This is a genomic window from Burkholderia sp. Bp9016, from assembly GCF_003857765.1.
Lineage (GTDB): Bacteria > Pseudomonadota > Gammaproteobacteria > Burkholderiales > Burkholderiaceae > Burkholderia.
In genome coordinates this window covers 236,350-253,796 of sequence record NZ_QTPY01000008.1, presented here as the reverse complement: position 1 = coordinate 253,796, position 17,447 = coordinate 236,350, and the positions used below count along the sequence as shown (strand labels likewise).

Sequence of the window (17,447 nt, the reverse complement as noted above, 5' to 3'; positions counted from 1 at the left end):
GCACTGAATTACCTTGCGCCGTCAGAGTTTGCGGCGAAACATCGGGCAACCGCGGATGCTCCTGCCGCTTTCCAGGAGCTGGTTTAAAGGGACTTTGCTAGAAGCCCATTGGCCCGATTGAAGGGGGCAGGTCATCGGGGCCACTACGTTGCGTCGGACATACGTCGGTGATGTAGAGGTTGATGATGTCTTCGAGCGTGTGCGCTTCGGCCTCACTGCGACTGACGAAGCTTCCGCGATCCATCTCCGTTTCGACGGATCGCGCCCATCGCTCCGCATCGGTGCGAGTGTTGAACGTTTTTGCTTCGTCGGCGAATCCTCGACGCCGAACACGTACTTGCCATTTCCCGTCTCGTTGGCGAATTGAAGCCATTCCAGTCTCCTGTGGGACAGGAGTGGGACAAGATCGATTTTTCGTATGCCAGCAGTCAGATTCGAGGCGATTTCGTCAGACGAAGTTGATACCGGGGTGGTCGGTATGGCATCGAGGAAAGGGCTTACGAAACAAAGCCTTAATCCTCCGCCTTCCAGTCCCCCGACTTCCCGCCGCGCTTCTCCCGCACGCTCACGTCGGTGATCACCATCCCGCGATCGACCGCCTTGCACATGTCGTACACGGTCAACAAGCCGACCTGCACCGCGGTCAGCGCCTCCATCTCGACGCCGGTCCGGCCGAACGTCTCGACCTGCACGACGCAGTGCACGCCGGGCAGCGTGTCGTCGAGCTCGAAGTCGACGGCCACGCGCGTCAGCGCGAGCGGGTGACACAGCGGAATGAGGTCGGCGGTGCGCTTGGCACCCTGAATCGCGGCGATGCGCGCGACGCCGAGCACGTCGCCTTTCTTCGCCTTGCCGTCGCGGATCAGCGCGAACGTCGCGGGCAGCATCCTGATCGTGCCGCGCGCGATCGCGATGCGTTGAGTTTCCTGCTTGCCGCCGACGTCGACCATGTGCGCGTGGCCGGCGGCGTCGAAATGGGTAAGTCCTGACATGTCTTGCTCCGATCTCATGCGTCGCGGCCGGTCGATCCACCGCGTCCGGCGCCGTGCCGCGGTCGCATGCAACGTTTCAACGGGCGCCTATCATAGCAGCGGCATGCGTGACGCCGGGGACGCAGAACACCCGTCCGCGGCACGAAACAGTCGTGATCGCACCGTTACAATGACCGGAATCTTCAGACCAGACGCCGCGATGCGTGCCCGGCGCGCGGGACGGCGTCGCTTTCAACCTGCCATGCGTGTCAAACAGTTGCTTGCCGTGTTGCTGTCGGCGGCGCTCGTGCTGCCGCCGAGCAGCCATGCACAGCGCGCGTCCGCGCCGCCGCTCGAGCCGGCGCCCGGCGCTGCGCCGTCGATTTCCACGGTGCCGTCCGGCATCGCGACCGGCGTATTCGGCACGTACGGCGGCGCGGAAAGCCGTTTCTCGGGCGCCGGCGGCGCATCCGCGCCTGCCGCGAACCTGCGTGCACCGCTGCGCGCGCTGGAGCTGCCCGATCTCGGCGACGGCTCCGGCGGCTCGCTGACGCCGCAGGCCGAGCGCCGTCTCGGCGAGCGCGTGATGCGCGAGGTGCGGCGCGACCCGGACTATCTGGACGACTGGCTGGTGCGCGACTACCTGAACGCGATGGCGGCGCGGCTCGCGGCCGCGGCCGCGGCGCGCTTCATCGGCGGCTACATGCCGGACTTCGAACTGTTCCCGGTGCGCGATCCGCAGATCAACGCATTCTCGATGCCGGGCGGCTTCATCGGGATCAACAGCGGGCTGGTGGTGACGACGCAGACGGAGTCGGAGCTCGCATCGGTGGTCGGCCACGAGATGGGGCACGTGCTGCAGCGGCACATCGCCCGGATGATCGGCGCGAACGAGAAGACCGGCTACACCGCGCTCGCGACGATGCTGCTGGGGGTGCTGGCGGGCGTGCTCGCGAAAAGCGGCGATCTCGGCAGCGCGATCGCGGTGGGCGGGCAGGCGTATGCGGTCGACAACCAGCTGCGTTTCTCGCGTTCGGCCGAGCGCGAGGCCGATCGCGTCGGCTTCCAGCTGCTCGCAGGCGCGGGCTACGACCCGTACGGAATGCCGGGCTTCTTCGAGCGGCTCGATCGCGCGTCGATGGGCGACGCGGGGGTGCCGGCCTATGCCCGTACGCACCCGCTGACGGGTGAACGGATCGCCGACATGGAGGATCGCGCACGCCGCGCGCCGTACCGGCAACCGCGCCAGTCGGCCGAATACGGTTTCGTGCGGGCACGGCTGCGGATCCTGCAGAACCGCGCGCCGAACGACATCGCGGCCGAGGCGCACCGGATGCAGCTCGAGATCGACGAGCGCACCGCGCCGAACGTCGCGGCGAACGAGTACGGCATCGCGCTCGCGAACACGCTGCTCGGCCAGTACGACGCGGCCGACAAGGCACTCGCATCGGCACGCAGTGCGTTCGATGCGCGCGAGCGGCGCGAGGACGATCCGGAGGCGAGTTCGCCGAGCCTCGACGTGCTGGCCGCCGACATCGCCCGCCGCGCGGGCCGGACCGACGACGCGGTGCGGCTCGCGGCGCTCGCGCAGCGGCGCTGGCCGGCGTCGCACGCGGCGATCGTCGCGCACCTGCAGACGCTGCTGGCCGCGCGCCGCTTCGCCGAAGCGCAGGCGCTCGCGCGCACGCAGGCGAAAGCGGACCCGGAGCAGCCGGACTGGTGGAGCTACCTCGCGAAGGCGAGCGACGGCAAGGGCGACGTGCTCGCGCGGCGCCGCGCGCTTGCGGAGAAACTGGCGCTCGACGGCGCGTGGTTGTCCGCGATTCGCCAGCTGAAGGAAGCGCGCGACGCGAAGGACGTGTCGTTCTACGACCAGTCGATCATCGGCGCGCGGCTGCTGGAACTCGAGGCACGCTACAAGGAAGAGCGCGAGGACGAGAAGAACGGCCGCGGGTAGCGGCCGTCAGGCGGACAGGAGCAGGGTGGAGCGAGTCAGCTTTCGCTGCCGCCGCCATCGGTTTCGTCGTGCGCCCGCTGAGCGGGACTCGCGACGAAGCCGAACTTTGCAGGCACGTCGGCGCACGCGAGACTGCCGAGCCGCAGCGTGCAACCGTCGCGCCAGCGCAGCACGGGCGGCGCGGCGTCGAAGTCCGCATGATCGGCGAACAGGCCGAGGTCATGGTCGTGGAGTGCCGCGACGCGCGGCGGCGTGCCCGCATCGCGAAACAGCACGCCGCCCGCATCGTCGAGCCACGCGGCGTCCGGTTCGAACGGCGTACCCGTCTGGTCGGCGAGCGTGAGCTGCCCGTCGCGTTCGGCGAGGCGCACGACCCACGGCGTATAGGCGAGCTCGACGTACACGCGCTGCGGCCCGTTCTGGAAGAACCACTGGCCGTGTGCATCGCATTCGTAATTGCGGCCGATGAACGCGTTCAGCGCCGCGTGCCGGATCGGCGAGCCGAGTTCGCCGGCGGCCTGCGCGGCGTCGTCGCGCAGCCGCCATTCGCCGCGCCGGTCGAGCAGCAACCAGCCGGTGCAGTGCGGCACGTTCGGCCATTTGGCGAGTGACTGCCTGACGATGTCATCCATGGTCGACGAATTTCGAGCAATAGCCGAACACCCGCGCCGACAGCCAGTCGAGGCGGCCGGGGAACGGCCCGGTCATGAATCCCGCATGGCCGCCGTGCGCGGGCTGGTCGAGTTCGACGGCCGGCGAGACGTCGGCGGTGCTCGGCAGCGCGGATTCGGGCAGGAACGGATCGTTGCGGGCGTTGAGAATCAGCGTCGGGACGTCGATCGCGGGCAGCAGCGGGCGGGTCGTCGCCTGCGTCCAGTAATCGTCTGCATCCGCGAAGCCGTGCAGCGGCGCAGTCACGACTTCGTCGAAGTCGCGCATCGTCACGGCGCGCAGCATCGCGTCGCGGTCGAACAGCCCCGGATACTGATCGAGTTTCGTGAGCGCCTTGCGCTTGAGCGTCTTCAGGAAGCTGCGCGTATAGACCATCGCGAAGCCCTGCGACAGCGCGCGGCCGCCCGCATGCACGTCGATCGGCGTCGAGATCGCGGCGGCGGCGCGGACGATCGACGTGTCGCTGCGGTGCTCGCCGAGCCAGCGCAGCAGCACGTTGCCGCCGAGCGACACGCCGGCCGCGACGATCGGCCCGCGATGCTGCGCGGCGAGCCGGCGCAGGATCCAGTCGACTTCGGCGCTGTCTGCGAGATGGTAGAACCGCGGCTGCCGGTTGATCTCGCCGCTGCAACTGCGAAAGTGCGGGACGACCGCATGCCAGCCCTTCGCGCGGGCGGCGGCCATCATCGCGAGCGCGTAGTGCGAGCCGGAACTGCCTTCGAGGCCGTGGAACAGCACGAACAGCGGCGCATCGGGCGGCGGTGCCGCGCTGTCGAGATGCGCGACCCAGTCGAGATCGATGAAGTCGTGGTCGGGTGTTTCCCAGCGCTCGCGCCGGTATGCGACGGCCGGGCGCCGCGCGAACAGTGCGGGCACGATGGTTTGCGCATGGCTGTTCGGCAGCCAGCGTGGTGCGCGATAGCGCAGTGAATCGTCGTCGGGGGCCGGGGCCCCGGTCAGCGGCGAGGTGGGCGGAGAAGCCGTACTCATGATCGCCCCGCTAATGCGTTGCTTCGTTCTTCGTCAGTGCAGCGGACCCTGCCCGTGACGGATTTTCGCGGCGAATTGTCCGGCCGCTTGTTCGGGAATCGGGCTCGCGTGAATGTGCGCGATGCGCCACTCGCCGCGTTCGTGGATCATCACGTACGTGGCGAAAACCATGTCGGGGTCGGCCGTCAGGTCGGCCTGCTGATGCGCTTCGGCGATCGTGTAGACGACGGTGCCAAGGCTGTCGTAGACGCGGATGTCGAGCGGTTCGATCGTCACCGGGCGCGTCGCGAGCCGGTTGGCCAGCCCGCTGCGGATCTGGTCGAGGCCGTGCAGATGCTCGCCGTCGGCCCAGACGCAACTGGCGAAATCCTCGTCGATCCACAACCCCAGCAGCGCGTCGAGATTGGCATCGGCGACGGCCTGGTAGTAAGCGTTCAGCGTATCGGCAGCGGCTTCGAAGAGGCGGGCAAAACGTGGCATCGGGGTTATCTCTCGCGCGCGTCGCGCGCCGTATTCAGCACGGCGGCCCGCATGAGGCCGCCGTACACCGGTGAATCGGATTGCCCGGCGCGTCGTGCGACGCTGCCGGCCAGGGTCAGCGCTGCCCGACGAGCATGCCGCGCAAATCGCCGAATACCTGCTCGGGACCGAGTTCGCGCAGGCAGTTCAGATGACCGAGCGGGCACTCGCGTTCGAAGCAGGGACTGCATTCGAGATGCAGCCATTGTACCTTCGCCAGCTCCGACAGCGGAGGGGTGTGGCGCGGATCGGTCGATCCGTACAACGCGACGAGCGGCCGGCGCAGCGCGGCGGCGACGTGCATCAGCCCCGAATCGTTGGTGACGACCGCGTTCGCACGCGCGATCAGCGCGCAGGCCTCGGACAGCGACGTCTGCCCGCACAGGTTGCGCACGTTCGGCGCGTGGTCGGCGATCGCTTGCGCGGCGGCCGAATCCTTCGGCGAGCCGAGCGCGACGATCTGCGTGTACGGGAACGACTGGTGGACGATCGTCGCGAGCGTCGCGAAGTGCTCGGGCGGCCAGCGCTTGGCCGGGCCGTATTCCGCACCGGGGCAGAACACGACGAGCGGCTTGCGCGTATCGAGGTTGAAGCGCGCGGAGACGCGCGCCGTCTCGTTCAGGTCTGCGTCCAGGCGCGGCGGCGGCAGCGTCTTCATCGACTCGGGCAGCTTCGCGCCCGGCGCATACGCAAGCGCCGCATAGTGGGTCGTCATCGGCGGACGCTCGCCCGACTTGTCGGGGTTCGCGTGCCGCACGTTCAACAGTCCGTAGCGGTGCTCGCCCGTGTAGCCGATCCGCAGCGGAATGTTCGCGAGCCACGGGATCACTGCGGATTTCAGCGAATTCGGCAGCACGTACGCCGCGTCGTAGCCGACATCGCGCAGGTCGCTCGCGAGTTGCCAGCGACGCAGCAACTGCAGCTTGCCGTGCGCGAGGTCGGTCGCGTAGACATCGTGGATCTCGGGCATCCGCTCGAGTACGGGCGCGACCCAAGTGGGCGCGACGGCATCGATCGCGATGCGGGGATGGAGCTTCTTCAGCAGCGCAAAAAGCGGCTGCGCCATCAATGCGTCACCGATCCAGTTCGGTGCGATAACCAGCGCTCGACGCATCAGGTCGACTTCCGATGTCGTAATGAAGCACGGCGCGCGGGCGCCGTGTTCGGGTTGTCAGAACAGGAAAAGGGCGGCGTGCCGGATTTCCGGCGGCGCCGCCTCGCGAGCGGCGGGCCCGCAGGCCCGGCCGACCGGGCTCAGTGGCCCTTGACCACCTCGCCGTCGCGCAGCTTGTAGCGCGTGCCGCAATACGGGCAGCGCGCTTCGCCGTGCGAAACGTCGATGAACACGCGCGGGTGCGCATTCCAGCGCGTCATGGCCGGGTTCGGGCAGTAGGCGGGAAGATCCTTGGCCGTCAGTTCGACCAGCGGCATTTCCTTGATTTCACTCATGAGACGTTCTCTTTTATCACTCTTTTGCGGGGCGGTCGGTGCTGCAGCGCACTCAGACCTTCGTCAGCCAGTGCGCGTACTTCGCGTTCTTGCCCGACACGATATCGAAGAATGCCGACTGGAGCTTTTCAGTGACCGGCCCGCGGGCGCCGCTGCCGATCGTGCGGTTGTCGAGTTCGCGGATCGGCGTGACTTCGGCGGCCGTGCCCGTGAAGAACGCTTCGTCGGCCGTGTAGACCTCGTCGCGCGTGATGCGCTTCTCGATCACCTCGATGCCGGCGTCCTTCGCGAGCGTGATGATCGTGTCGCGCGTGATGCCGTCGAGGCACGACGACAGATCCGGCGTGTACAGCTTGCCGTGGTTCACGAGGAAGAAGTTTTCGCCCGAGCCTTCCGACACGTAGCCGTCGACATCGAGCAGCAGTGCTTCGTCGTAGCCGTCGGCGGTCGCTTCCTGGTTCGCGAGAATCGAGTTCACGTACCAGCCCGACGCCTTCGCGCGCACCATCGACACGTTCACGTGGTGGCGCGTGAACGACGACGTCTTCACGCGGATGCCCTTCGCGAGGCCGTCCTCGCCGAGGTACGCGCCCCACGGCCATGCGGCGATCGCGACGTGGATCGTGTTGCCCTTCGCCGACACGCCGAGCTTTTCCGAGCCGACCCAGATGATCGGGCGCAGGTAGCACGACTCGAGCTTGTTCTCGCGCACGACTTCGAGCTGCGCGGCTTCGAGCGTCTCGCGATCGAACGGCACGTCCATCTGGAAGATCTTCGCCGAATTCTGCAGACGTTTCGTATGCTCGGGCAGGCGGAAGATCGCGGTGGCGCCGTCGGCCGTCTTGTACGCACGCACGCCTTCGAAGACGCCCATGCCGTAGTGCAGCGTATGGGTCAGGACGTGGATCTTGGCGTCGCGCCAGTCGATCAGCTTGCCGTCCATCCAGATCTTGCCGTCGCGGTCGGCCATTGACATAGGATTCTCCTGGAAGCAGTGGGTGCTGCGGGTAGTGTGCAGCGTTGAGCCGGAAAGACGCTTATTTTAGCGTCATTTGGGGGCGAGCCGGTCGGTCGGCGCGGGGCCGGCGCTATAATCGTCCGGCACCGATTCCAATAACGACGGGCCGTGCCGGCAGGAGACGCCGGAGCCCGGACGAACCGCCCGCTGCGGCCCGCTTTCCCATGCTCGCTCGATTGTCCGCCACCGACCGCTTCGCGCTGATCCAGGGCGCGCGCGACTATTCCCCGACATTGATGGCGATCCTGTCCTGGGGGCTCGTCACCGGCATCGCGATGAGCAAATCGGTGATGACGCTCGGCCAGGCGAGCGCGATGTCGATCTTCGTCTACGCGGGCTCGTCGCAGCTCGCGGTGCTGCCGCTCCTCGTCGCGAAGCTGCCGATCTGGACGGTCCTGCTCACGGCCGCGATGGTCAACATGCGGTTCGTGATCTTCAGCGCCGGGCTTGCTCCCCATTTTTCCTACCTGCCGCTGTGGCGGCGCCTCGCGATCGGCTATTTCAACGGCGACGTGATCTACCTGCTGTTCCAGAAACAGGGCTTCGCATACGGCCACGTGCCGGGCAAGGAAGCGTACTTCTGGGGGATGGCGCTCGCGAGCTGGGTGTCGTGGCAGGTGTCGTCGCTCGCCGGCATCCTGCTCGCGAGCTTCTTTCCCGCGAGCTGGGGGCTGGAGCTGGCCGGCACGCTCGCGCTGATTCCGATCATGGTGTCGGCGGTCGCGAACCGCTCGACGCTTGCGGCCGTCGCGGTTGCGGGCATCGTGTCGCTGATCGCGTTCGACCTGCCGTACCGGCTCGCGCTGCCGCTCGCGGTGCTCGCCGCGCTCGCCGCCGGCTGCACGGCCGATTTCTTCGTCGAACGCGCCGACTGGCGGCGCATCCGCACCGAAACCGTGCACGAAAAGGAAATCGAATGAGCGCGACCGAAATCTGGATCGTCATCGTCGGGATGACGATCGTCACGGCGGTCACGCGCGCGCTGTTCCTGATCGGCGGCGAACGCACCGTACTGCCGGAGCGCGCGCAACGCGCGCTGCGCTATGCGCCGGCCGCCGCGCTCGTCGCGGTCGTGCTGCCGGACGTGCTCGAAACGCCCGCCGGGATCTCGTTCGCGCTCTCCAACCATCCGTTCTATGCGGCGCTCGCCGGTCTCGGATGGTTTTTGTGGCGGCGCAGCATGCTCGGCACGATCATCATCGGGATGCTCGTCTTCACCCTGCTGCGGCTGATCTTCTGACGGGTCGTCGTAACGGCCGGCCGTGCGCGGGCCGCCCGGGGGCTGTATTGCTGCGATGCAGCAATGCGTCGAATGTCGCGCGCAATCCCAAATAGGCGGAATTCGCCGCCGCGCGGGTCAGTCTGCCGGGTGGATCGGCTAGAATGCCCGTTCGAGATTTTTTACCCGTGCGCGTCATGCGAACCGCCAGCCACGGCCGCATCCGGCGCCCTTTCGCGGCAGCCCGCGCACGTTCAGCGTGAACCCCCTTTCCCCATCCACTACTTCAATCTGTTCAACATGAGCCAAGTCAAGCGTCTTACCGACCTGATCGCCGCCGGCCAGCTCGCCGGCAAGCGGGTGTTCATCCGCGCCGACCTGAACGTCCCGCAGGACGATCACGGCAACATCACCGAAGACACGCGCGTGCGCGCGTCCGTGCCGGCCATCCAGGCCGCGCTCGACGCCGGCGCGGCCGTGATGGTCACGTCGCACCTCGGTCGTCCGACCGAAGGCGAATTCAAGCCGGAAGACTCGCTCGCGCCGGTCGCGAAGCGCCTCGCCGAACTGCTCGGCCGCGATGTGCCGCTCGTCTCGAACTGGGTCGAGAACGGTGTGAACGTCGCGCCGGGCCAGGTCGTGCTGCTCGAGAACTGCCGCGTGAACAAGGGCGAGAAGAAGAATTCGGACGACCTCGCGCAGAAGATGGCGAAGCTCTGCGACGTGTACGTGAACGACGCGTTCGGCACCGCGCACCGCGCGGAAGCGACCACCCACGGGATCGCGAAGTACGCGCCGGTCGCGTGCGCGGGCCCGCTGCTGGCCGCCGAACTCGATGCGCTCGGCAAGGCGCTCGGCAACCCGGCGCGTCCGCTGGTCGCGATCGTCGCGGGTTCGAAGGTATCGACCAAGCTGACCATTCTCAAGTCGCTGGCCGGGAAGGTCGACCAGCTGATCGTCGGCGGCGGCATTGCCAACACGTTCATGCTCGCGGCCGGCCTGCCGATCGGCAAGTCGCTCGCGGAAGCCGATCTCGTCGCCGAGGCGAAGGCGATCATCGACGAAGCGCGCGAGCGCGGCGCGTCGGTGCCGATCCCGACCGACGTCGTGACGGCCAAGGAATTCTCGCCGACGGCCGTGGCCACGGTGAAGCAGGTTGCCGACATCGAAGCGGACGACATGATCCTCGACATCGGCCCGGATACGGCCAAGGCACTCGCCAGCCAGCTCGAGAAGGCCGGCACGATCGTGTGGAACGGTCCGGTCGGCGTATTCGAATTCGACCAGTTCGGCAACGGCACCAGGACGCTCGCCGAAGCGATCGCCAAATCGTCCGCGTTCTCGATCGCGGGCGGCGGCGACACGCTCGCAGCCATCGCGAAGTACGGCATCCACGACCAGGTCAGCTACATCTCGACGGGCGGCGGCGCCTTCCTCGAGTTCCTCGAGGGGAAGAAGCTGCCGGCAGTGGAAGTGCTCGAAACGCGGGCGGCCTGAGCGTGGCGGCGCGCGCAGGGTTGACCAAGGCCGTGCGCTCCGCGAAAGCGGAGCAGCCGGCCGGCGCGGGCAAGCGCAAACGCGCGCCCGCGCGGGCGAACTCAGCCCCGCGCGCACCGGCGGCCGCCGGCGACGCGGCCGTGCAGCACCACGAGATTCAGAACAAAGCGATGCCGGACGCAAGTACCGGCACGCCCCCCGGAACGGCCGCCGCTGGGCCTGCCGACTCCGGCTCTCGCAGCGTTTCACCCAGCGCATCCACCTTGATCCAGATGAGGAGTTTCATGCAGCGCGCCACCAAGATAGTCGCCACGATCGGCCCGGCTTCCAGTTCGCCGGAGATTCTGCTGCAGATGATGCAGGCGGGCCTCGACGTCGTGCGGCTCAATTTTTCGCACGGCACGGCCGACGATCACCGCCAGCGCGCCGAAATGGTGCGCGAGGCCGCCCGCAAGGTCGGCCGCGAGATCGCGATCATGGCCGACCTCCAGGGCCCGAAGATTCGCGTCGGCAAGTTCGAGAACGGCAAGACGACGCTCGTGCCGGGCCAGGCCTTCATCCTCGACGCGGGCTGCGAGCTCGGCAACGACGAGCGGGTCGGCCTCGACTACAAGGAGCTGCCGCGTGACCTGAAGCCGGGCGACCTGCTGCTGCTGAACGACGGCCTGATCGTGCTGACCGTCGAGCGCGTGCTCGGCGACGAGATCCACACGATCGTCAAGGTGGGCGGCGAACTGTCGAACAACAAGGGGATCAACCGCCAGGGCGGCGGCCTGTCGGCGCCCGCGCTGACCGCGAAGGACATGGAAGACATCCGCACGGCGATGTCGCTCGGTGCCGATCTGGTGGCGGTGTCGTTCCCGAAGAACGCGACCGACATGGAAATGGCGCGCCAGCTCGCGAATATCGCGGGCGCGCCGTACGGCATCAAGCCGAAGATGATCGCGAAGATCGAGCGCGCGGAAGCGATTCCGGCGCTGCAGAGCATTCTCGACGCGTCCGACGGCATCATGGTCGCGCGCGGCGACCTCGCGGTGGAAGTGGGCAACGCGGCGGTGCCGGCGCTGCAGAAGCGGATGATCAGGATGGCGCGCGAGTCGAACAAGCTCGTGATCACCGCGACGCAGATGATGGAATCGATGATCCACGCGCCCGTGCCGACCCGCGCGGAAGTATCGGATGTCGCGAACGCGGTGCTCGACGGCACCGACGCGGTAATGCTGTCGGCCGAGACGGCCGCCGGCAAGTACCCGGTCGTCACGATCGAAACGATGGCGGCCGTGTGCGTCGAGGCTGAAAAGTCCGAAGAAGTCGAGCTGGACAAGGATTTCCTCGACCGCACGTTCACGCGGATCGACCAGTCGATCGCGATGGGCGCGCTGTTCACCGCCTACCACCTGGGCGCGAAGGCGATCATCGCGCTGACCGAATCGGGCGCGACCGCGCTGTGGATGTCGCGTCACTACACGCACGTGCCGATCTTCGCGCTGACGCCGCGCGTCGGCAGCGAACGCACGATGGCGCTGTACCGCAACGTGACGCCGCTGCACGTCGACTTCAACAGCGACCGCGACTCGGCGCTGCAGGCCGCGCTCGAGATCGTCGTCAAGCAGGGCTACGTGCAGCACGGCGACATGGTCGTGCTGACCGTCGGCGAACCGATGGGGCAGGCGGGCGGCACCAACACGCTGAAGATCGTGCGCGTCGGCGAGCATTATTGAGCGTCGGGGTGCCACCGGCCGGTCGATCGGCCGGCTGCTCGCCCGAGCTGATCGGGCACCGTTTTTGATCGAAAGCCGCGCGGGGTACGACACCTCGCGCGGCTTTTTTTCTGTTTTTTGCCCGGATTGTGCCGTGCGAAGGTAACAAATTGCGAGTGCGCGCCGTCTGGCGGTCGGAATCGGAGGCGCTTCGCGATAAAATGCGGCTATTCGACGCTCAGCCGTGCCGCGCCACCCCGGTTTTGCAGGGAGCGAGCGCCGCGCCGGCGTCAGGGCGCACCGGTTTTCATTCCAAGGAGTTCCACAATGCCTCTCGTATCAATGCGTCAATTGCTGGACCACGCGGCAGAGCACGGTTACGGCCTGCCGGCCTTCAACGTGAACAACCTGGAACAAGTCCAGGCGATCATGGCGGCGGCGGACCAGGTCGGCGCGCCCGTGATCATGCAGGCATCGGCCGGCGCGCGTAAGTACGCGGGCGAGCCGTTCCTGCGCCACCTGATCGAAGCGGCGGTCGAGTCGTATCCGCACATCCCGGTCGTGATGCACCAGGATCACGGCCAGTCGCCGGCAGTCTGCATGGCCGCGATCCGCAGCGGTTTCACGAGCGTCATGATGGACGGCTCGCTCGAAGCCGACGGCAAGACGGTTGCGTCGTACGAGTACAACGTCGACGTGTCGCGCAAGGTCGTCGAAATGGCGCACTCGATCGGCGTGACGGTCGAAGCCGAACTCGGCGTGCTGGGCTCGCTCGAGACGATGAAGGGCGACAAGGAAGACGGTCACGGCGCGGAAGGCACGATGACCCGCGAGCAGCTGCTGACCGATCCGGAGCAGGCCGCCGACTTCGTGAAGCTCACGCAGTGCGATGCGCTCGCAATCGCGATCGGTACGTCGCACGGCGCGTACAAATTCTCGAAGAAGCCGACGGGCGACATCCTGTCGATCCAGCGCATCAAGGAAATCCACGCGCGTATTCCGAACACGCACCTGGTGATGCACGGTTCGTCGTCGGTGCCGCAGGAACTGCTGGCCGAGATCCGCGAATTCGGCGGCGACATGAAGGAAACCTACGGCGTGCCGGTCGAGGAAATCCAGGAAGGCATCAAGCACGGCGTGCGCAAGATCAACATCGACACCGACCTGCGTCTCGCGATCACCGGCGCGATCCGCCGCTACATGTTCGAGAACCCGGGCAAGTTCGATCCGCGCGACTACCTGAAGCCCGCACGCGAAGCGGCGAAGAAGGTCTGCGTCGACCGCTACCTCGCGTTCGGTTGTGAAGGCCAGGCCGGCAAGATCAAGCCGGTGTCGCTCGACAAGATCGCCGAGCAGTACAAGTCCGGCGCGCTCGCGCAGGTCGTGCGCTAAGACTGTAGTACGATTGCCCCGCCCGATGCTGCCCGATTCCGTCATCGGGCAGGGGCGGGCAGCCCGGTTGCCGGATCCGATCCGGCCCCGGGCAGCCGTTCCGTCCGGCCGAACGAGGGCCGGCCGGCAACCGCCCGGGCGTCGTCCCGGCCGGTTCGCCGACGTATTGCAAGACCGCCGTTCCCGCCTGCCGCGGGGAACGGCGTTTCCCTTTTTGTTTGGCTCCTTATCTGCGAAAAGACGATGTCTACCCTCTACGAATCCACGCTCCGCTCGCTGCCGCTCCTCGGTCGCGGCAAGGTCCGCGACAACTACGCGGTCGGCAACGACAAGCTCCTGATCGTCACGACCGACCGTCTGTCGGCATTCGACGTGATCATGGGCGAGCCGATTCCGAACAAGGGCCGCGTGCTGAACCAGATGGCGAACTTCTGGTTCGACAAGCTCGCGCACATCGTGCCGAACCACCTGACAGGCGACGCGCCGGAAGCGGTCGTCGCGGCCGACGAGGTCGAGCAGGTCAAGGGCCGCGCGGCGGTCGTCAAGCGCCTCGAGCCGATCATGATCGAGGCAGTCGTGCGCGGCTACCTGGCCGGCAGCGGCTGGAAGGAATACCAGGCGTCGGGCGCGGTGTGCGGCGTGCAACTGCCGGAAGGGCTGCAGAACGCGCAGAAGCTGCCGGAGCCGATCTTCACGCCGGCCGCGAAGGCTGAGCTCGGCGAGCATGACGAGAACATCACGTTCGAGGAAACCGAGCGCCGCATCGGCACCGAGCTGGCCGCGACGATCCGCGACATCTCGATCAAGCTGTACAAGGAAGCGGCCGACTACGCTGCGACGCGCGGCATCATCATCGCCGACACGAAGTTCGAATTCGGTCTCGACAACCACGGCAAGCTGTACCTGATGGACGAAGTGCTGACGGCCGATTCGTCGCGCTTCTGGCCGGCCGACCAGTACCAGGTCGGCACGAACCCGCCGTCGTTCGACAAGCAGTTCGTGCGCGACTGGCTCGAAGCGCAGCCGTGGGGCAAGACCGCACCGGCGCCGGCGCTGCCGGCCGACGTCGTCGAGAAGACGGCTGCGAAGTACCAGGAAGCGCTCGAGCGCATCACCGGCCAGCCGCTTGCCTGACAGAAGGAACGTGCGAAATGAGTGAAGTCCAGACCGCCCACACGCACAGCGCGCCGCTCGTCGGCGTGCTGATGGGCTCGAGTTCCGACTGGGACGTGATGAAGAACGCGGTCGCGATCCTGCAGGAATTCGGCGTGCCGTACGAAGCGAAGGTCGTGTCCGCGCACCGGATGCCCGACGAGATGTTCGATTACGCGGAGAAGGCGCGCGAGCGCGGGCTGCGCGCGATCATCGCGGGCGCCGGCGGCGCCGCGCACCTGCCCGGCATGCTGGCCGCGAAGACCACGGTGCCGGTGCTCGGCGTGCCGGTCGCGAGCAAGTACCTGAAGGGTGTCGATTCGCTGCACTCGATCGTCCAGATGCCGAAGGGCGTGCCGGTCGCGACGTTCGCGATCGGTGAGGCCGGCGCCGCGAATGCGGCGCTGTTCGCGGTGTCGATCCTGTCCGTCACGTCGGTCGACTACGCGAACCGGCTCGCCGCGTTCCGCGTGCGCCAGAACGAAGCCGCGCACGCGATGGTGCTGCCGCCGCTGGAATGACGGCACCGGAGGCCGCGCATCGCGGCCGCCTGACCCTCTCACTGCGGCGGGCAGCGCCCGCCGCGACCGATCACTGACATGACCGCAACTCCTGATTCCGTTTCCCCGATCCTGCCCGGCGCGTGGCTTGGCATGGTCGGCGGTGGCCAGCTCGGCCGCATGTTCTGCTTTGCCGCCCAGTCGATGGGCTATCGCGTCGCCGTGCTCGATCCCGATCCGGCGAGCCCGGCCGGCGCGGTCGCCGACCGTCACCTGCGCGCAGCCTACGACGACGAAGCCGCACTCGCCGAGCTGGCGGAACTGTGCGATGCCGTGTCGACGGAATTCGAGAACGTGCCGGCCGCGAGCCTCGATTTCCTCGCGCGCACGACGTTCGTCGCGCCGGCGGGCCGCTGCGTCGCGGTCGCGCAGGACCGGATCGCGGAGAAGCGTTTCATCGAGGCGTCGGGCGTGCCGGTCGCACCGCACGTCGTGATCGAATCGGCCGCGGCGCTCGCCGCGCTCGACGATGCCGCGCTCGACGCGGTGCTGCCGGGCATCCTGAAGACGGCACGGCTCGGCTACGACGGCAAGGGCCAGGTGCGCGTGAGCACCGCGCAGGAAGCGCGCGATGCCCATGCGGCGCTGGGCGGCGTGGCGTGCGTGCTGGAAAAGCGCCTGCCGCTGAAATACGAAGTGTCGGCGCTGATCGCGCGCGGCGCGGACGGCCGCTCGGCCGCGTTCCCGCTCGCGCAGAACGTGCACCACAACGGCATCCTCGCGCTGACGATCGTGCCGGCGCCGGCCGCCGATGCCGCGCGCGTCGAAGAAGCGCAGCAGGCGGCCGTGCGGATCGCCGATACGCTCGGCTACGTCGGCGTGCTGTGCGTCGAATTCTTCGTGCTGGAAGACGGCTCGTTCGTCGCGAACGAGATGGCGCCGCGCCCGCACAACTCCGGCCACTACACGGTCGATGCGTGCGCAACGAGCCAGTTCGAGCAGCAGGTGCGCGCGATGACGCGCATGCCGCTCGGCAACCCGCGCCAGCATTCGCCGGCCGCGATGCTCAACATCCTCGGCGACGTGTGGTTCCCGAACGGTGCGGCCGAAGCCGTCACGCCGCCGTGGGACACCGTCGCCGCGATGCCGGCCGCGCACCTGCATCTGTACGGCAAGGAAGAAGCGCGCGTCGGCCGCAAGATGGGCCACGTGAACTTCACGGCCGAGACGCGCGATGAAGCCGTCGCCGCGGCCACCGCGTGCGCGCAGCTGCTGCGCGTGCCGCTCGACTGAGGCGCAGGCCGATGTCCATCGATCTCCCGAATGGCGTGACGCCTGCACAGATCGACGCGGCCGCCGCGCTGCTCGACGCTGGGCAACTCGTCGCATTCCCGACCGAAACCGTCTACGGGCTCGGTGGCGATGCGGCGAACCCCGAGGCCGTCGCGCGCATCTACGCGGCGAAAGGGCGCCCCGCGAACCATCCGGTGATCGTGCATCTGCCGCCCGGCGGCGATCCGGGCTACTGGGCCGCCGACCTGCCCGCCGATGCGCAGGCGCTGATTGATGCATTCTGGCCGGGTCCGCTGACGCTGATCCTGAAGCGCCATGCGCGCATTCCGGACGCCGTGAGCGGCGGGCAGGATTCGGTCGGGCTGCGCTGCCCGTCGCATCCGGTCGCGCAGGCGCTGCTGGCCGCGTTCAGCGCGCGGCGCGGCGGCCACGGCGGTGTGGCCGCGCCGTCCGCGAACCGGTTCGGGCATGTGAGCCCGACCACTGCGCAGCACGTGCGCGACGAATTCGGCGACACGGTGCACGTGCTCGACGGCGGTGCATCGGAAGTCGGCATCGAGTCGACGATTCTCGATCTGTCGCGCGGCTTCCCGGCGCTGCTGCGCCCGGGCCACGTGACGCCGCAGCAGATTGCCGACGTGCTCGGCCGCGCGCCGCAACTGCCCGACGGCAGCGACGCGACCGCACCGCGCGCGTCCGGCACGCTGAAGGCGCATTACGCGCCGCGCACGCCGCTTGCGCTGCTGCCGTTCGATGCGCTCGAGGCGCTGCTCGCGGCCGCGCAGACCGACGGCGAACGCGTCGCGCTGGTCGCACGCGCATCGCGCGCGGGGCATTGGGCGCAGGCCGACGGCGTGCATTTCGTCGCGGCGCCGGAAGATCCGCAGGCCTATGCGCGCGATCTGTACGGCATGCTGCGTGCGCTCGACCGTGCGCAGGTCGCCCGCATTCTCGTCGAGAAGCTGCCCGAGACCGTCGAGTGGATCGCGGTCAACGATCGCCTCGGCCGTGCGGCCGCGGCATTCGAAGCGCGCGACTGACGCAGCCGGTCTCGACCGGCCACGAACAAAAAACGCCCGACCGGCGAACCGGTCGGGCGTTTTCGTTTGCGCGTGCGG

General features: G+C 67.9%; 19 protein-coding genes. 10 read left to right on the top strand and 9 right to left on the bottom strand.

Annotated features, from left to right (window positions below; translation table 11 throughout):
* Positions 1-97: 97 nt before the first annotated feature.
* Together DIE13_RS12685 and moaC are read right to left on the bottom strand one after the other, a co-directional pair.
* Positions 98-373 (bottom strand): hypothetical protein, encoded by a 276-nt coding sequence (locus DIE13_RS12685; RefSeq protein WP_175750999.1) that lies wholly within the window; start codon positions 371-373, stop codon positions 98-100.
* 139 nt (positions 374-512) lie between these two features.
* Positions 513-992 carry a cyclic pyranopterin monophosphate synthase MoaC gene (gene moaC / locus DIE13_RS12680; protein ID WP_124827538.1) on the bottom strand — a complete coding sequence of 160 codons (480 nt, stop codon included), beginning with the start codon at positions 990-992 and terminating at the stop codon, positions 513-515.
* A 241-nt stretch (positions 993-1,233) separates the two neighbouring features.
* Between moaC and DIE13_RS12675 the strand changes: the two genes are divergently transcribed.
* A complete protein-coding gene (locus DIE13_RS12675; RefSeq protein WP_124827537.1) occupies positions 1,234-2,928 on the top strand; it encodes a M48 family metalloprotease in 1,695 nt (564 codons plus the stop codon).
* A gap of 35 nt (positions 2,929-2,963) precedes the next feature.
* On the opposite strand, the gene DIE13_RS12670 is transcribed toward DIE13_RS12675, so the two are convergent.
* The 6 genes from DIE13_RS12670 to DIE13_RS12645 form a co-directional block, all read right to left on the bottom strand.
* Positions 2,964-3,560: a DUF2946 family protein gene (locus DIE13_RS12670; RefSeq protein ID WP_124827536.1), complete on the bottom strand. Its 597-nt coding sequence runs from the start codon at positions 3,558-3,560 to the stop codon at positions 2,964-2,966.
* Entirely contained in the window at positions 3,553-4,590 is a 1,038-nt protein-coding gene (locus DIE13_RS12665) for a hydrolase (protein ID WP_124827535.1), read from the bottom strand. Before DIE13_RS12665 ends, DIE13_RS12670 begins: the two co-directional genes overlap by 8 nt.
* Positions 4,591-4,623: 33 nt before the next feature.
* Complete coding sequence (locus tag DIE13_RS12660) at positions 4,624-5,070, bottom strand: nuclear transport factor 2 family protein (RefSeq protein ID WP_096507184.1); 447 nt, start codon at positions 5,068-5,070, stop codon at positions 4,624-4,626.
* 115 nt (positions 5,071-5,185) lie between these two features.
* Positions 5,186-6,223, bottom strand: a complete 1,038-nt coding sequence (gene waaF / locus DIE13_RS12655; protein ID WP_098550753.1) for a lipopolysaccharide heptosyltransferase II — start codon at positions 6,221-6,223, stop codon at positions 5,186-5,188.
* Between the two features lie 140 nt (positions 6,224-6,363).
* Positions 6,364-6,558: a zinc-finger domain-containing protein gene (locus DIE13_RS12650; RefSeq protein WP_006482499.1), complete on the bottom strand. Its 195-nt coding sequence runs from the start codon at positions 6,556-6,558 to the stop codon at positions 6,364-6,366.
* 52 nt (positions 6,559-6,610) lie between these two features.
* On the bottom strand, positions 6,611-7,534 hold the full coding sequence (locus DIE13_RS12645) for a branched-chain amino acid transaminase (RefSeq protein WP_124827534.1): 924 nt from the start codon (positions 7,532-7,534) through the stop codon (positions 6,611-6,613).
* Between the two features lie 206 nt (positions 7,535-7,740).
* Between DIE13_RS12645 and DIE13_RS12640 the strand changes: the two genes are divergently transcribed.
* The 3 genes from DIE13_RS12640 (at position 7,741) to DIE13_RS12630 (ending at position 10,292) form a co-directional block, all read left to right on the top strand.
* Positions 7,741-8,496, top strand: coding sequence for an AzlC family ABC transporter permease (locus DIE13_RS12640; protein ID WP_124827533.1), 756 nt, complete (start codon positions 7,741-7,743; stop codon positions 8,494-8,496).
* Positions 8,493-8,816, top strand: a complete 324-nt coding sequence (locus tag DIE13_RS12635) for an AzlD domain-containing protein (protein WP_124827532.1) — start codon at positions 8,493-8,495, stop codon at positions 8,814-8,816. The genes DIE13_RS12640 and DIE13_RS12635 overlap by 4 nt, the downstream gene beginning before the upstream one ends.
* A 279-nt stretch (positions 8,817-9,095) precedes the next feature.
* Complete coding sequence (locus tag DIE13_RS12630) at positions 9,096-10,292, top strand: phosphoglycerate kinase (RefSeq protein ID WP_124827531.1); 1,197 nt, start codon at positions 9,096-9,098, stop codon at positions 10,290-10,292.
* A gap of 157 nt (positions 10,293-10,449) precedes the next feature.
* Here DIE13_RS12630 and DIE13_RS33400 read toward each other — a convergent pair whose 3' ends face one another.
* Positions 10,450-10,578, bottom strand: coding sequence for a hypothetical protein (locus tag DIE13_RS33400; protein ID WP_257785637.1), 129 nt, complete (start codon positions 10,576-10,578; stop codon positions 10,450-10,452).
* On the opposite strand from DIE13_RS33400, the gene pyk reads away from it, so the two are divergent.
* The 6 genes from pyk to DIE13_RS12600 all read left to right on the top strand — a co-directional run bounded on the left by pyk (position 10,577) and on the right by DIE13_RS12600 (position 17,369).
* On the top strand, positions 10,577-12,013 hold the full coding sequence (gene pyk / locus DIE13_RS12625; protein WP_124827530.1) for a pyruvate kinase: 1,437 nt from the start codon (positions 10,577-10,579) through the stop codon (positions 12,011-12,013). The two genes, DIE13_RS33400 and pyk, sit on opposite strands and share 2 nt — an antisense overlap.
* Positions 12,014-12,319: 306 nt before the next feature.
* Positions 12,320-13,384, top strand: coding sequence for a class II fructose-bisphosphate aldolase (fba, locus tag DIE13_RS12620; RefSeq protein WP_124827529.1), 1,065 nt, complete (start codon positions 12,320-12,322; stop codon positions 13,382-13,384).
* 243 nt (positions 13,385-13,627) lie between these two features.
* Entirely contained in the window at positions 13,628-14,518 is an 891-nt protein-coding gene (locus DIE13_RS12615; RefSeq protein WP_124499735.1) for a phosphoribosylaminoimidazolesuccinocarboxamide synthase, read from the top strand.
* Positions 14,519-14,535: 17 nt separating this feature from the next.
* Positions 14,536-15,057 (top strand): 5-(carboxyamino)imidazole ribonucleotide mutase, encoded by a 522-nt coding sequence (purE, locus tag DIE13_RS12610; protein ID WP_098550759.1) that lies wholly within the window; start codon positions 14,536-14,538, stop codon positions 15,055-15,057.
* Positions 15,058-15,135: 78 nt separating this feature from the next.
* Positions 15,136-16,329, top strand: coding sequence for a 5-(carboxyamino)imidazole ribonucleotide synthase (locus DIE13_RS12605; protein ID WP_124827528.1), 1,194 nt, complete (start codon positions 15,136-15,138; stop codon positions 16,327-16,329).
* An 11-nt stretch (positions 16,330-16,340) separates the two neighbouring features.
* The gene (locus tag DIE13_RS12600) at positions 16,341-17,369 is read left to right on the top strand and encodes an L-threonylcarbamoyladenylate synthase (protein ID WP_124827527.1); all 1,029 of its coding nucleotides are present in this window, start codon (positions 16,341-16,343) and stop codon (positions 17,367-17,369) included.
* Positions 17,370-17,447 lie beyond the last annotated feature (78 nt).